At 64.0% G+C, this 14,830-nt stretch carries 10 protein-coding genes; 5 read left to right on the plus strand and 5 right to left on the minus strand.

The genetic code is table 11. The features are described from left to right. Window positions 1–91 precede the first annotated feature (91 nt). Window positions 92–1,162, plus strand: a complete 1,071-nt coding sequence (locus tag WHZ77_RS06545) for a HoxN/HupN/NixA family nickel/cobalt transporter (protein WP_375312934.1) — start codon at window positions 92–94, stop codon at window positions 1,160–1,162. Beyond that, the gene (locus WHZ77_RS06550) at window positions 1,143–3,455 is read left to right on the plus strand and encodes a TonB-dependent receptor domain-containing protein (RefSeq protein WP_375312935.1); all 2,313 of its coding nucleotides are present in this window, start codon (window positions 1,143–1,145) and stop codon (window positions 3,453–3,455) included. Before WHZ77_RS06545 ends, WHZ77_RS06550 begins: the two co-directional genes overlap by 20 nt. A gap of 12 nt (window positions 3,456–3,467) precedes the next feature. On the opposite strand, the gene WHZ77_RS06555 is transcribed toward WHZ77_RS06550, so the two are convergent. The 3 genes from WHZ77_RS06555 to WHZ77_RS06565 form a co-directional block, all read right to left on the minus strand. Further along, window positions 3,468–4,410, minus strand: a protein-coding gene (locus WHZ77_RS06555) for an IS630 family transposase (protein ID WP_375309090.1) whose coding sequence is annotated in 2 segments (ribosomal slippage) — window positions 3,468–4,073 and window positions 4,075–4,410 — 942 coding nt in all. Because the reading frame shifts where the segments join, the coding sequence is not laid out codon by codon here. Window positions 4,411–4,497: 87 nt separating this feature from the next. After that, entirely contained in the window at window positions 4,498–6,006 is a 1,509-nt protein-coding gene (locus WHZ77_RS06560) for a helicase HerA domain-containing protein (protein ID WP_375312936.1), read from the minus strand. 104 nt (window positions 6,007–6,110) lie between these two features. After that, entirely contained in the window at window positions 6,111–6,929 is an 819-nt protein-coding gene (locus WHZ77_RS06565) for a YkgJ family cysteine cluster protein (protein WP_375312937.1), read from the minus strand. Window positions 6,930–7,456: 527 nt separating this feature from the next. Here WHZ77_RS06565 and WHZ77_RS06570 point away from each other — a divergent pair. Further along, window positions 7,457–8,041 carry a LysE family translocator gene (locus tag WHZ77_RS06570; protein WP_375312938.1) on the plus strand — a complete coding sequence of 195 codons (585 nt, stop codon included), beginning with the start codon at window positions 7,457–7,459 and terminating at the stop codon, window positions 8,039–8,041. Window positions 8,042–8,075: 34 nt separating this feature from the next. Here WHZ77_RS06570 and WHZ77_RS06575 read toward each other — a convergent pair whose 3' ends face one another. After that, a complete protein-coding gene (locus WHZ77_RS06575) occupies window positions 8,076–9,140 on the minus strand; it encodes a ketopantoate reductase family protein (RefSeq protein ID WP_014439998.1) in 1,065 nt (354 codons plus the stop codon). 756 nt (window positions 9,141–9,896) lie between these two features. Between WHZ77_RS06575 and WHZ77_RS06580 the strand changes: the two genes are divergently transcribed. Continuing rightward, window positions 9,897–10,979, plus strand: coding sequence for an alpha/beta hydrolase family protein (locus WHZ77_RS06580; RefSeq protein ID WP_375312939.1), 1,083 nt, complete (start codon window positions 9,897–9,899; stop codon window positions 10,977–10,979). A 108-nt stretch (window positions 10,980–11,087) separates the two neighbouring features. Here the strand turns inward: WHZ77_RS06580 and WHZ77_RS06585 are convergent, their stop codons facing one another. Beyond that, complete coding sequence (locus tag WHZ77_RS06585; RefSeq protein WP_375312940.1) at window positions 11,088–11,567, minus strand: MarR family winged helix-turn-helix transcriptional regulator; 480 nt, start codon at window positions 11,565–11,567, stop codon at window positions 11,088–11,090. A gap of 511 nt (window positions 11,568–12,078) precedes the next feature. On the opposite strand from WHZ77_RS06585, the gene WHZ77_RS06590 reads away from it, so the two are divergent. Further along, window positions 12,079–13,650 (plus strand): porin, encoded by a 1,572-nt coding sequence (locus tag WHZ77_RS06590; protein WP_375312941.1) that lies wholly within the window; start codon window positions 12,079–12,081, stop codon window positions 13,648–13,650. The last annotated feature ends 1,180 nt before the right edge of the window (window positions 13,651–14,830 follow it).

The following is a 14,830-nucleotide window of genomic DNA, read 5'->3' on the forward strand; positions in this document are numbered from 1 at the left end:
AGTGCGCTGACGTCTCCCGGGACTAGCCAGTGTGATCATTCTATGAAAAGATCATACCCTTGGCGCGATGGAGCGCGCGGCGGACGGAATGATGTCGAAATTGTCCTTGCGGGCGGTCGAGCCCGGTTTGGTGCTGCTGTTCGGCGGGCTCATCGCCGCCAACATCGCAGCGTGGATATGGGCCTTCGCTGCGTTCGGTGACCGGCCGACGGTGATGGCGACCGCGCTGCTCGCCTGGGTGTTCGGCCTGCGCCACGCCGTCGATGCCGACCACATCGCCGCCATCGACAATGTCGTTCGCAAGCTGATGCAGGCGGGCGGCGCGCCGCGCAGCGTTGGCCTTTATTTCGCGCTCGGGCATTCCACCGTGGTCGTGGTCGCGACCATGCTGCTTGCGCTGGGCGTGGTGAGCTTCGGCGGCGACAGCCTGCTGCGGGAAATCGGCGGCTTCATCGGCACCTCGGTGTCGGCGCTGTTCCTGCTGGTGATCGCGGCCATCAATCTCGCCATCTTCGTCAGCCTGTGGCGGGCATTTCGCCTCGCGCGCCAGCAGGGCGTTCACGACCCGGAAGGCCTCGAAACGCTACTTGCCAGCCGCGGCTTCCTCGCACGGCTGCTCGGCCCCATGTTCCGTCTGGTGACAAAGCCGCGGCACATGTATCCGCTGGGATTTCTGTTCGGGCTCGGTTTCGATACCGCGACCGAGATCGGCCTGCTCAGCATCTCCGCCGGTGAAGCCGCGCGCGGCGCTTCGTTCGCCGATATCCTGGTCTTTCCCGCGCTGTTCGCGGCCGGCATGGCGCTGGTCGACACCGCCGATTCCGCGCTGATGGTCAGCGCCTATCGCTGGGCCTTCGTCGATCCCTTGCGAAAGCTCTGGTACAACCTCACCATCACCGGCGCCTCCGTCGCGGTGGCGCTGTTGATCGGCGGCATCGAGGCGCTTGGCCTGATCGCGGATCGCCTCGGCCTGTCCGGCGGCGTGTGGACGCTGGTCGATCACCTGAACGAGTCGCTTGCGAATGTCGGCTTCGCCGTGATTGCGCTGTTCGTTGTCGCCTGGCTCGTCTCGGTCATGCTCTATCGCCGTGTGTTTGCAGGCGATCGGCACCGCGCCGCGCCAAGGGTCCTGGAATGCACCGATGCGACCGAGGCGGCCTGATCTCGGTCGTCGCTGCGGCGCGCTGACGGCACTCCCGGCCTTCGTCCTTCTCGCGGATTGCGACAGGGCCTTCGCGCAGAGCAACGGTGCCTCGCGCGAGCTGCCCCCGATCCAGGTCACTGGCGGCGAGACGCCGCGTCACAAGAAGCCGCCTGTGCCGCGACGCGCCGGCAAACCGGCGGCGGACGGCAGCAGCGTCGCTCGGGCGGCGCCAACGCCGCCAGCGGATGTCGCCGGCGTAGCCTCCGGCGCGAAAGGCGCGCCCGGCATGGCGAGCGAGCTCACCGTCTCCGGCGAGGCGGTCAACGCGCGTCCCTTCACCCGGCCGGGCGAGGCGCTCGAAGCCGTGCCGGGGCTGATCGTGACCCAGCATTCCGGCGAGGGCAAAGCCAACCAGTATTTTCTGCGCGGCTATAATCTCGATCACGGCACCGATCTCGCGATCACGGTCGACGACGTCCCCGTCAACATGCGGACCCACGCGCACGGCCAGGGCTATGCCGATCTGAACTGGCTGATTCCGGAAACCGTCGCCGCGATGGACGTGCGCAAGGGGCCGTATTTCGCCGACGAGGGAGACTTCGCCTCCGTCGGCAGCGTGCGTATCGGCCTGATCGACCGAACCGAAAAGGGTCTCGCGCAGTTGACCGCCGGCAGCTTTGGCTATCGCCGCCTGCTCGGCATGGACTCCGCGAAAGTCGGCGATGGCTCGCTGCTCGTCGCCGGCGAACTCGGTACCTATAACGGTCCCTGGGACAATCCGGACAACGTTCGAAAGCTCAACGGCCTCGTGCGCTACAGCCAGGGTACTGCGACCGATGGAGTCTCCATCACCGGCATGGCCTATGTCAATAAATGGAATTCGACTGACCAGGTGCCGCAGCGCGCGATCACTAGCGGCCTGCTCGACCGCTTCGGCTCGGAAGATCCGAGCGATGGCGGCAACACCAACCGCTTCGCGCTCTCGGCCCGCGTCGCGCAGAGCGACGATCTCGGCTCGTGGAAGGCCAACGCCTATGTCGTGAAGAGCCAGCTCGATCTCTTCAACAATTTTACCTACTATCTCAGCGATCCCGTGTTCGGCGATCAGTTTCACCAGCACGACGACCGCCTGATGCTAGGTGCCAACATCTCGCGCACGCTGAACGGCTCGCTCGCAGGGTTCCCGATGCAGACCACGATCGGCCTGCAATCGCGCTATGACGCGATCGATCTCGCGCTGACCAATACGTTCCAGCGCGGCGTCCTCGCCAACATCCGCAGCGACAAGGTCGGCGAGGGCAGCGTCGGCCTCTATGCCGAAAACACCGTGCGCTGGACCGACTGGCTCAGGACCACGATCGGCTTCCGCGGCGATTACTACGCCGCCGATGTCACCTCGCTGTTCAACGTCGGCAATTCCGGCCGTGCCGACGCCGCGCTCGGCAGCCCGAAATTCCGGATGGTGCTCGGCCCCTTTAACCAGACCGAATTCTTTCTCGGCGCCGGCACCGGCATGCATTCCAACGACGCGCGCGGCGCGACCACGACGGAAGACCCGAGCGATCCCTCCACAAGGCTGACTCCGTCGCCGCTGCTGGTGCGCACGCGTGGCGCGGAGGTCGGCGTCCGCAGCAAAATCGTTCCCGGCCTCGACAGCTCGCTCAGCCTGTTTATCCTCGACCAGGATTCCGAGATCCTGTTCTCAGGTGATGCCGGCGACACCTCGGCGACCCGCGCCAGCCGCCGCTATGGTTTCGAATGGTCCAGCCATTATCGCCCGCGATCGTGGATCGACATCGACGCCGATCTCGCCATGACGCATGCGCGCTTTCGCGGCACCGACAGCGAGCAGGGAGAGATCTACGCCTCGCTGGCCGGCTATCCGGAAGCGCAGATCGGCAATGCGCCCGGCAATTACATCCCGAATGCGCCGGCGATGGTGGCCTCGGCCGGTGTCACGCTCGGCGAGAAGACCGGCTGGTTCGGGTCCTTGCGCTGGCGCTATCTGGCGTCGAGCCCGCTGACGGAAGACAATGCGTTTCGCTCGTCCGCGACCAGCATCTTCAACGGCCGCCTCGGCTATCGCATCGACAACGGCTGGCGCATCCAGCTCGACGTGCTCAATCTCTTCAACACGAAGGCGAACCAGATCACCTACGCCTACGGTTCGCTGCTCAAGACCGACACGCTGTACAATCTCTGCACCGGCGGCGTCGCGCCGGCATCGGTCTGCCAGAACGGCGTGATGGACTACGTGCTGCACCCGGTCGAGCCGCTGACGTTCCGTCTGACGGTGGCCGGGGTGTTCTAGAGCGTGCTGTTTTTATACGGAAACATAGCCTGAATTTTTGAGATAGTTGGCGCATTCCTGCGCGGAGAAGAGGTCGAGCAGTTCACCGACCTTGCGCCAGGTTGCCTCGACGTCACGCGGCTCTGCAGCTCGCATCAGATGTTTGAGCTTGGCGAAGACCTGTTCGATCGGATTGAGGTCGGGACTGTAGGGCGGCAGGAAGAGCAGATGCGCTCCGGCGGCGCGGATGGCATTGCGGGCGGACTTGCCTTTGTGACTGCCGAGATTATCGAGGATGACGACCTCGCCTTTTGCCAGCGTTGGCACCAGAACCTTCTCGACATAGAGGGTGAAGAGTTCCCCATTGATGGGGCCGTCGATGACCCAAGGTGCGCTGATCTGGTCGTGCCGCAGCGCTGCAATGAAAGTCATGGTCTTCCAATGACCGAAAGGCGCGGATGCCTGGAGCCGCTGTCCACTCGGACCCCAGCCGCGCAGTGGTGCCATGTTGGTCTTGATCCAGGTCTCATCGATAAAGATCAGGCGTGAAGCGTCAATCTTGCCTTGATGGGCCTTCCAGCGCGTCCGTTTACGAGCGATATCGGGGCGATCTTGTTCGGCCGGCAGGATCGTTTTTTTTGAAGCTCAGCCCTTCGGCATGCACAAACGTCCACACGGCCCGCACATCTGTCTTGATCCCGCGTGCTGCCAACTCCTGTGTCAGCTTCCGTAAGGTGAATGGCCCAGAGAGAACGCGCTTGCGTAGCCAGTCGGCATGGGCACCGGATAGAACCGGCTTCTTGTGACCACCAATCTTGCCAGGCGAAACGCCTCCAGTCTCCCGCCTCAGATTCTTCCACTTCGTTACACAGGACGGGCTGATCTCAAGCGCCTCTGCAATCGAGCGAACCGTCTCCCCTGCGTCAGCCCGCGCCAGAGCCCGTTCACGAAGGTCTTCCGAATAGGGTCGCGTCATCCATGCTGGCCTCCGTCCTCCAGCATGAACTTTGAATCAGAAATCGGCTCCCCTGGGAATCCCGATTCCGGTAAAAAACAACATGCTCTAGGCCGAAGCGCTGCTTTGGGCCGGCTCCGCCGGCAGATCGTCGCCATTGGGATCGCCCGGCGCAGTGGCCCAGGCGAGCTCCACCAGCGTCACGAACCTGCGGCCTGCGCCATCGAGCTGGCAGACGATCAGCCCCTGCTCCTCCATGTAGCCGAGCAAACGCTGCGCCCGGCGCAGCGAGTGCGAGCCGTAGGCGCGGGCGATCGCGGCATCGCCGGGGCAGGGCCAGCCTTCCTTCGCCGCGCGCGCGATCATCATGAACACGCCCTGCATGTCGTCGGGCAGGATCGATGCGCGCAGCGAGACGTCCTGCCAGGCGTCGTCCTCGGCATGCTCGGCGCCGAGCCCGGCGCGCGCGCGTGTCAGCATGCGGCGGAATTCGGTGAGGTCGGGCACCGCCGAGCCGAGACCCTCGATGCGGCAGCGGACCACGAACTCCTGGTAGAGCACGCCGACGGCGCGGAAGCCGGCATCGGGCTCGGCGAGCACCGCACGGAGCGTCCGATCCACCCGCTCGCGTCGCTCGGCGAGCTCCTCGGCACTTACAGGCACTTCAACCACCGCGGGCTCGATCTCCGGCGCGGCCGCCTTCGCGGCGCGGAGCTGTTCGAGCAGATCCGGCGCGGGCCGGCGCTGCGGCCGGCTGGCATCGGGCGGCGGCGCGGCCAGGATCACGGCGCGCATGTCCTCGAGCGCCTCCGGCAGCGGCATCAGCCGCGGCGTCGAGTTGCGCGCATGGGTGTCGGTCGGGCCGATATGCAAACGCAGCGGACGGCGCGACAGCGCAGGTCCCAGCGCCATGAACTGTCCGCGCTCGAGATCGCGAAACGCTTCCGCCTGCCGCCGCTCCATGCCGAGCAGGTCGGCGGCGCGCGCCATGTCGATGTCGAGGAAGGTGCGGCCCATCAGGAAGTTGGAGGCTTCCGCCGCGACGTTCTTGGCGAGCTTGGCGAGGCGCTGGGTCGCGATGATGCCGGCGAGCCCGCGCTTGCGGCCGCGGCACATCAGATTGGTCATCGCGCCGAGCGACAGCTTTCGCGCTTCGTCCGACACTTCGCCTGCGACGGCCGGCGCGAACAGCTGCGCCTCGTCCACCACCACCAGCATCGGATACCAATGGTCGCGGTCGACGTCGAACAGGCCGCCGAGGAAGGCCGCCGCGCGCCGCATCTGGTTCTCGGCGTCGAGACCCTCGAGATTGAGCACGGTGGAGACGCGATGCAGCCGGGCGCGCTCGCCGGCGACCTGAAGGCCGCGCTCGGTGTGATCCTCGGCCTCGATCACCAGATGGCCGAAACGCTCGGCCAGCGTGACGAAATCGCCTTCGGGGTCGATGATGGCCTGCTGCACCCAGGGCGCGCTCTGCTCCATCAGCCGCCGCAGCAGATGCGATTTTCCGGAGCCCGAATTGCCCTGCACCAGGAGGCGGGTCGCCAGCAGTTCCTCGAGGTCCATGGCCGCCACGGCGCCCGCCGTGGTCTGCCCCATCTCGATCGCAACCGTCATGTCCCGACTCAAGGCCCCATCATTCGCGGACAGGGGCTTATCAACCCGGCCGGGGCGCGTCGAGCACAACAGCGCGAATCAGGACGCGTTGCCCACCGTGGCATTCAGGCCTGACCAGACAACCGTAGAAGCGCGGGCCGGTAGGGGGCTTGCGGATCGTCGTCCTCGTTCCCGGGGATGACGCAGGACCCGAACTCCTGCCTGATCCGTTCGATTTCGGCGATGCGCTCGTGCAGCCGCTGCAGATGGTCCTGCGACGTCGCCTTCCAGAACCGGAACGTGTCGGCCGTGAGCGGCAGGAACGCGGTGCCGAACAGCGTCGGCTCTGGAACGACGGTGCGTCCGAGCAGCAGGAACCTGTTGGCGCCTGTTACGATGAGGGTCGCGTAGCCGCGATTGCCGATTCGCCTGATCCCGTTCAGCGACCATTCGGCGAGCTTGCTGAAATACGGCTCCTCGCGCCAGCGGTCTGGGCAGTGATCGTCGACGGTGACGTTGACCGCGTCCTGGCTGAAATGCACGATGATGCCCGATGTTGCCGGAAACCACTCGTCGTCGAGATGGCCCTGCAGCCAGGCGCAGACGAACGACCTGCACATCTGCGGACGGCGGTCGTAGATGGTGCAGCCGGTGCCCGTCTGCCAATGCTGGCAGAGCTGGTTCACCGGCTTGTCGACGGCGGCCACCTCCAGAACATCGCAGCAGGCGTTGCACGATCCGCATTGCCTCGTATTGGGCGCCGTCTTCGGCAGGCCGGTCGCGCGAAAACCCTGGCTGTCGCGGACCAGCAGCTTCTGCTTCTCCAGCGCGCCCAGCGCACGCTCGATCTTGAGACGGGACAGTCCGGTGGCGTCGATCACGCCCTTCATCGTCGTCGCGCCTGCCTCAACCGCGCGGACGACGCTCAGCATCGCCTGGTCCATTCTTGTTGTTCTTGTTTGTCGGTCTTGGGCTTCTTCGGTGTTTTTGCTGGCTGCCGAACTCCGGCTCTGCAATTCATCCGCCGCGGAACGGCATCCAGATCACGTTGCGTCGAGGGATCATTCGGCAGGCGCATGTTGCTCGCGTGTTTCCGGGAGGCAACACAACGCGCCTGCCACGCACGCATGCGGCGCTTGCGCAAATGCAGGATCACGCCCGAGGCGTGAGACTTGATTCTCGCCCGCGACGAAGCTCAGTCACGCGCGCCCTGTTCAATTCGCGCGCGAACACGCCGTTTTCGCGTTGCCTCGCGTCGAGATATGACGAGCAACATGCATTCGTCTCACGCAGTCGTGATATTTGCGATGGAGCGCAGCAGTCGCGCGCACGCGACACGTTCGCGTGATCGAAGCGCGGGCGGAAGAGCAACGCATGGCGCGTTGCTTGCGCGTCACACCGGGAACTGTCTGCGGCCTCGTCGCATGACACAGATCAAAGGCGGTCGGCCGGGAGCCTGCTATCTGATCGTATGAGTTTTCTCACCTTCTTGGCGGCGACCTATTTCCTGCTGGCATTGCCTGGGCCGACCAACACCTTGCTCGCGACATCGGGCGCAGGGATCGGCGTCGCGCGCTCGCTTCACCTGCTTGCGGCGGAGCTGTGTGGCTATCTGCTGTCGATTGTGCTGCTGCGGACGGCGCTCGGTCCCATCGTCAGCGATATTCCGCTTGCGGCTATCGTGCTCCGCGTCGCGGTGACGATCTACATCCTGTGCCTCGCCGTCATGCTCTGGCGCGTCAATACACGCGAGCTGCGTGACGGTGCTGCGGTGACGTTCGGCCAGGTGCTGCTGACGACCCTGTTGAACCCGAAGGCGCTGGTCTTCGCCTTCCTGCTTCTGCCGCTCCAGGTCGGGCCGCTCGAACTGCTGCCGTGGCTCGGGGTGATCGCGCTTCAGATCCTCACGGCCGGGGCGGCGTGGATCACACTGGGCGCAACACTCGGCCGCGGCGCGCGCCGGCTTGGGCACCCCGAGATCGTGACGCGGATCGGCGCGGTCACGCTGGTCGCGGTCACCGGCCTGATCTGGATTCAATCGTTCCTCAGCGCGTGAGCGCCGGCGCTTTTCGCCAGGAACGGAGCTCGCGCTACTGCGCGCCCGATCCGCCTTGCACGATCTTCTCGTTCAGCTTCAGGTCCACGGTCTCGACCGTGCGGTCGATCTCGGCATTGGGCACGCCGAGCTGATGCGAGATCAGCTTCACCAGCAGGTCGACGCGCTCGATGAAGGGCGCGCCGCTCGCGACCGCGCGCGCGGCCGATGACGGCTTGAGCAGGCTTTCGGCGGCCTTGGCGTATTTGGCGAACGGCACCTGGTCCTGCGGATCGGCGCCGAGCCGCCGGGCGATCGCGTCGACATGCTCGTAGATCGTCTGCGAGCGCTTGAGATCGCCGTGCACGGCGTCGCGGATCGATTGCGGCTCGTGCGGCGTGATGCAGCGGTAGTTGCCGGTGAGGAGCATCGACCATTTCGCCAGCGGCACGAACAGCGAGTCGAAAACTTTCAGCTTCACCGGCACGTCGTGGCCGTCGAGCGTCACCGCGTCGATATCGGCTTCGAGCTCACGCAGCACCTTGTTGTGCTTCTCGTCGGCGAATACCGATGCCTTGAAGTTGGTGGGCAGGCCGACATGGAGCACGTTCGCGGCCTCCTCCGGCGGACGGAATGCCTGCGGGTCGGGCGAGCACAGCGTCACCAGCCCCGGCTCGAACCGCTCCCACACCTGCGCATTGGTGTAGGCCTCTTCGAGGTCCATGCCTGCGAGCGACGGGATTCGCTTCAGATAGGGCAGTGGCGGCATGTTCATGATCGACAGGCACGGCAGCTTCGCCGCGGCGATCTTGATCATGAGAACGCGGACCGTGTGGTTGGTGTATTGCGGCTCCTGCATCGCAAGGCCGACCATGTCGTAACGGGACAGGTCGACATCGACCGGCGTCACGGCGTCGAGCTTGCCGGGCAGGTCGCGCGAGAAGATGGCGCGGTGCACGGCTTCATCGCGCAACTTGATGCGCACCTCGGTACCATCGCGATTGATCAGCTCCGCGGTCTTGGCGCGGCAGACCAGGGTCACGTTGTGCCCCGCCATCAGGAGCTTCGTGCCCAGCAGCGAGCCGTAGGAAGCCCCGAGAATCAGGATGTTGCGCGCCATGTTTCGTCCCTTTGAGAAATTGTGCTGATTTTTTGGGCCCCGGCCGTCATCCAGGGGCGAATTGCCGGCATCTAAAGCGAACTGCCCCTGGATGGCAACTGGGATAATGCATACAAGGAAGCCCCGAATATTCCGTGACCCGGATTAAAACAGAGCGTGATGCGGGGAGGTCCATAAGGGCGGTGGGAGCCCCTTATTTCGCTGGGCTCCACCCATGCCACGGCCCTGCGTGCACAGACGCTTCCGGTTGGCAGAAATTCGGATTTATCTCATTCGGACGCGCTGAGAGGTGCTATCGTACATCGTCACGTTCCGCGCGGACAGATGAGCGGCACTGAGGATTCGCTTCGCGATTTTTTCTCGCCAGATCGACATTCCGCATCGATGAAGCGGCGATTCGCCGCATTCCTTGCGTTATCGCGCATTCACAGTGACGGCCTACACAAGGATGCCTCATCCGCCGGCAAATGAAGTATTTTTTCGCCGTCAACCGCAACAAAAAACTACAAAGCCGGCGGCGCAAAAGTGGCAGAGTGGGCGCATGAATGACTGTGGATCAGCAACGGAGCGGGGACGTGACGATTGAGTTGAGTCGGCTTGGAGTTTCAATCGAAGCCGGCTCGCTTGCAATACAGACCGTTTCGCGCAATGCCTTCGCCGAGCAAGGCGAAGATGGGGCGATCGTCGGGCCTGATCTCGTTACGCCAGAAGGTGGATCGAACGCGGGGTCTGCGACCTCGCCGTTCGGGGACTGAAATGGAAGGTGATCATTGGCCTCACGGCTCCTGCGACGGCGCCGGTCGTAGCCTTTCAGATTTGCGGAAACGCGCATCCGAATTTTTCGAAGGTCTGTCCGTCGCAGAGCTCGTGCGCGAGTCGCACAGGAATCTGTGGGTTTCGGACTGGTCGAGGATCGCGGACGAGTACCGGGCGTTCGCCGAATCCGCGCGCGGAGACGGCTCCATTCAGGTGGCGCGGGAAGCGTGGCTGTGCTCGCTGACGGCTCTTGAAGTCGCGAGAAACGTGTCCTGTCCCGGAGACCCCGCGAGTACCGACCTCGCAGACAAGGTCGGAATCAACCTGAAAGGCCTCGAGGAGGACGCCGGTCCGGCGATCGAGCGCGTGAAGATCGATGGGTTCGATCAAGGCTCGCTTGCCGGCTACTTTCTGCCGGCGTTCCGTGACGGGCCTTCCGCGCCCGTGGTGATCTGCGTCAGTGACGAGGACGTCACCCTCGGCTCGATGATGAGCAGGCTGTTGCCGGCCTCACGTCGCCGGAACATGTCGCTCCTGTTCATCGATGCCGGCCATTCGTCCGTTCGCCGCCCGGTCAAGCCGGAGCATGTTCTTCAATGCTGGCTGGACTATCTGGAGGCTCGCCCGGACGTCGATTCGCGGCGGATCGCGGTCTATGGCGAAGGGGCGGCCGCCAGTCATGCGTCCGGCCTTGCCTTGCTGGATCGCAGGACGGCTGCCGCCGTGTGCGACGGCGGCATCGTGGCGCCGATCATGCGCCGCGCATCGCTGCGCTGGATGATCGGCGCTCAGCCGGGCGTTCGTGACGGGACCCCGGCGGGTTCGTCGTTGCCGTCGCACCGAATCCCTTGCCCGCTGCTCGTGGTCGCCGGGACTCGTTCGATGGTCTCGGAGGAGGATGCTCTCGAGCTGCAAGCCTTCTATCGGCAGGCCGAAGCCGATTGCTCGACCGTCGTGCCGAACTGCATCCCGCACCCGCTGGGCGAGGTCGAGAACTTCGTCGCCGTGGACGATGTCATTTTCGAATGGCTCGCCAACAAGCTTGGAATCGTCCGCCAGCTTGATCCCGTGACTTGCCTTTAATCGGCGGGGCCAGCGCATATAGCTTGCCTGCGGCCCATCCTTCGAAACGCGGGTCTCGAACCATGCAGGCCGAGCACCTTCCGCAGCCTGCGCCCCGGCGTCAGCGGATCACGAAACGTCGATGGCCAGCAAACGTGCGGCCAGCCGGGCATTCTTGGCAATCGTTGCGAGCGCAATGTTCAGATCGGCCAGGGTCTTCTCGTCGACCTCGTTGAACATGGTCGAGTTCAAGGCGAGCTTTCGCTTGGACAGTTTCTCGATCTCCGCCGTCGCCTTTGCCGTCAGCGACATCAGGACGAAGCGCGCGTCGTCTGCGCCCGGCCGCCGCGACAGGAAGCCGGCTTTCTCGAGGGCCTTGGTCTGGTTGGTGACGAAGGCCGGGTGGACCCGCAGCTTGTTTGCGATATCGATGCCGGCGACGCCTCCGCCCTGGTCCAGCTCGGTGATGGCCATCAGGATCAGCCACTGCGGCTCGGTAATGCCCAGCAGTCCGGCCCAGCTGGTGTGGATGTTCTCCATCTGAGAGTGAATCTCGACGACATTCCAGATGAAGTCCGTAATCGCCCTGTCGAGTTTTTTCTCGATCATGTGGCTCCCCCGTTTCCCCTGGATCATTCTTTTAATGGGATATCTGGGAGGCGTCTCGGGTATCGCGCACCGACGATAGTAGCGGATACCGCGCGACGGTAACGGCCCGGTTGTTTAGTGCTTGCAAAAATCAATTAATTAAATTATGTCTCGCTCCACTCAATCTTTGCTGCTCTTGACCGTCTCAATGAGCCAGTAATGTGAGACCTCCAAGAAAGCCCTCGGGATGCCCCCTGAGGGCTTTTTACTTTTAAGCCACAGGCTTATCTGGCATTGCGGGCCTCCCTGTTGCCCTCCAGCAACAACTCCCCCGGAAGTTACGCTTCATTAAATCAATGAATTGAGGCGATTGTTTTTATAAACTATACGTGAAGCCACGACGGAGGGGGGGCACCTCACTGTCGTTTCAGTCCGGACTTTCAGTGCGGGCCTGAATTGAACGGAAATTGAAGTGGGTAAAGCGGCCTCCGACGAGGAGCCGAGCCCCCTGAACCGACCTGGAGGTTTACTAATGAAGTTTACGAAGACGCTTCTTCTCGGCTCGGCAGCCGGCCTGATGGCCGCCTCCGGTGCGTTCGCAGCCGATCTTCCCGTGAAGGCCAAAGCGGTCGAATACGTGAAGATCTGCTCGCTGTACGGCGCCGGCTTCTACTACATCCCGGGCACCGACACCTGCATCAAGCTGGGTGGTTACCTGCGCGCTGAAGTCGCGCTGGGCACCAACAGCGTCTACGGCGCTGCCAACGGCTCCCCCGCCGGTGCGCACAACCGCCTGAGCAACTACTACACCATGCGCGCTCGTGAAGACCTCAACATCGACACGCGCACCGCGACCGAATACGGCGTCGTCCGTACCTTCTTCGACGGCGTGTTCTCCTGGACCTCCGGCGGTTATCAGGGTTCGGGCTCCGCCACCGGTGGCACCGTCTACACCGGCTCGCTCGGCCTCAACACCTCGGGTGCGACCCCGGCGCTGGTTGGTTCTTCGATCAACGGCACCGACGGCAACACCTCGGCCGGTTCGCTCGGCGTGTACTACGCCTTCATCCAGTTCGCTGGCTTCACCATGGGTAAGGCCGTGTCGCAGTTCGACGCGCCCTGGACCAACTATCCCGGCAACAACTTCGACGGTCTCGTCGGCGGCAGCGGCACGGTCACTGGCGTCACCCAGTTCACCTACACCGCTGATTTCGGTCAGGGCGTGACGGCAGCTTTCTCGGCTGAAGATACCTCGGCCTATTATCAGGCTGGCAACCAGAACCTCACCGGCGCGACCGCTGGTGGCATGATCGGTGGCAGCTACGGCACCAACGCGATTGGCGGCACGCGCTCGCCGAACCTCGTTGGTATGGTTCGTGTCGACCAGGCTTGGGGTCTCTTCCAGGCGTCGGTTGCCGCGCATGACAACCACGTTGCCTACTACGGCGCGAACGAAGCCACTGGCCACCCCGACGACAAGTGGGGTTGGGCGGTTCAGCTCGCTCTGTCGATCAAGAACATCCCGACCGGTGCGGGTGACGTGATCAACGTGTCGGCCGTCTACACCGACGGTGCGACCCGCTACAACTTCCAGAACCTGGCGGGCAGCTCCTACTCGATGTTCGGCAGCTCGGGCGTTGCCTACCAGAGCGTCGGCTTCGCCAATGCTCCTGATACCGTGTACATCACGGGCAGCTCGCAGGAGACCGTCAAGACCTGGGGCTTCCGCGGTGCTTACACCCACAACTGGGATCCCTACTGGAACACCGCGCTGTACGGTGCCTACGCTCAGGCTCAGTACGGCTCGCTCGCCAAGAACGCACTTTGCGGCGTCGGCGGCGTGTTCGTCACGGGTGTGGCTCAGGCTGGCGTTACCTCGTGTAACCCGGACTTCGCCATCGGCCAGATCGGCCTGATCACCCGCTGGACCCCGGTCAAGAACCTGACGTTCTCGGCCGACCTGAACTGGACGCACCTCGACCAGAAGTACGCCGGCACTGTCGGCTACTCCGGATCCGGCGCGACCGCCAAGCCGGCTGCCGTGTACGAGCTGAAGGATCAGGACAGCATCACCCTGCTCCTCCGCGCTCAGCGCAACTGGTAACACCTGTCGCAAGACTGGAATCGAACACCCGGCGGGAAACCGCCGGGTGTTTTTTTGTTGGTTGAAGATTCGCAGACCGGATGGAGCGCTACTAGGCCTTGCGCTGCCCGACGGGCAAAACGCCCAAACTCTCGGTCACCCCTTTCTTGCAAAAATATTCCGCTTTATCGAAATTCGGAATTATCGTATATGGCGCCCATCCCGGCTCATCCTTGAGGGGCGATCGTACGTCGTCACGATATGCGAGCCGGGCCTGCGGTGGACGCGGCAGCGTCGTGCGCGAGAGGTGCGGGCAGGGCGGGTAGTCCCTGTGAGCCCGTGGCCGCGTGCGGACGAGCGGCGCTGATGCGTACGGCAAAACCGTGTGGTCCTGGCCGTCGTTGCTACGGTCAAGCCTTCAGCGGAGATGTGCGCGAGCCCAACCGGGCGGACGGCATCGTCAATTCGCGGGGCGAGGGAGGCCAGAGGGAACTCGGCTCCCGGGAGAGCACGGCATAAGCCGTCCGACCATCGCGCAGGGAAGGCCGAGTGATCGGCGACACCTGTATGCTGCTGTGCGGTCTCTTTGCGCTACCTTTCGCGCAGCAGACCGCGGGTGCACGCCGGCACCCGGTCTTCCCTGCGCCCTCCTGGATTGGAGGGGTGGAGAGATCAAGCAGAGCTCGGGCGAGATCAGCCGCGAGGCTGCGAAGTCGTGTCTGCAACCACACACTCGCTGTCATCGTCCGGCTTGACCGGACGATCCAGTAGCCCCGAGGCGATCGTGATGGAGTCGAGAGGCCGCGGCGTACTCGATCCCCCGCCGGAGCCTGTCATCGGGCTCGCCGAAGGCGAGACCCGGTGGCGGGGAAAGACAGTGGTATTTGGAGACGCAGCCGTGGCTCCAAGCTCCGTCATTGCGAGCACAGCGAGGCAATCCAGAATCCCTCCGCGGAAAGACTCTGGATTACTTCGCTGCGCTCGCAATGACGAAGTTGAGAGAGTGCGGCCTCACTCGCTTTTCGTGCCCCGGACGCAGCGCCGCAACGCCATAAGCGCGTTCACGCGCGTCCTCCACGCGGCATACGCGTTGCAGCTTGTCCGGGACGCGAGAGTGAGCGGCGCGGTGCACTTTGCTCCGTCATTGCGCTCGCAACTTGCACAGCAACGACGATGAGGACGCGGACGCCTATACGCGTTT

The organism is Bradyrhizobium sp. A5, assembly GCF_042076515.1.
In the GTDB taxonomy this organism is placed as follows: Bacteria; Pseudomonadota; Alphaproteobacteria; order Rhizobiales; family Xanthobacteraceae; genus Bradyrhizobium; species Bradyrhizobium cosmicum.

Bases quoted from the DNA above. Each gene is read 5' to 3' on its own strand.
- WHZ77_RS06545 (WP_375312934.1), top strand. From the start codon at position 92: ATGTCGAAATTGTCCTTGCGGGCGGTCGAGCCCGGTTTGGTGCTGCTG.
- WHZ77_RS06550 (WP_375312935.1), top strand. From the start codon at position 1,143: ATGCGACCGAGGCGGCCTGATCTCGGTCGTCGCTGCGGCGCGCTGACG.
- WHZ77_RS06560 (WP_375312936.1), bottom strand. From the start codon at position 6,006: ATGACGGTTGCGATCGAGATGGGGCAGACCACGGCGGGCGCCGTGGCG.
- WHZ77_RS06565 (WP_375312937.1), bottom strand. From the start codon at position 6,929: ATGGACCAGGCGATGCTGAGCGTCGTCCGCGCGGTTGAGGCAGGCGCG.
- WHZ77_RS06570 (WP_375312938.1), top strand. From the start codon at position 7,457: ATGAGTTTTCTCACCTTCTTGGCGGCGACCTATTTCCTGCTGGCATTG.
- WHZ77_RS06575 (WP_014439998.1), bottom strand. From the start codon at position 9,140: ATGGCGCGCAACATCCTGATTCTCGGGGCTTCCTACGGCTCGCTGCTG.
- WHZ77_RS06580 (WP_375312939.1), top strand. From the start codon at position 9,897: ATGGAAGGTGATCATTGGCCTCACGGCTCCTGCGACGGCGCCGGTCGT.
- WHZ77_RS06585 (WP_375312940.1), bottom strand. From the start codon at position 11,567: ATGATCGAGAAAAAACTCGACAGGGCGATTACGGACTTCATCTGGAAT.
- WHZ77_RS06590 (WP_375312941.1), top strand. From the start codon at position 12,079: ATGAAGTTTACGAAGACGCTTCTTCTCGGCTCGGCAGCCGGCCTGATG.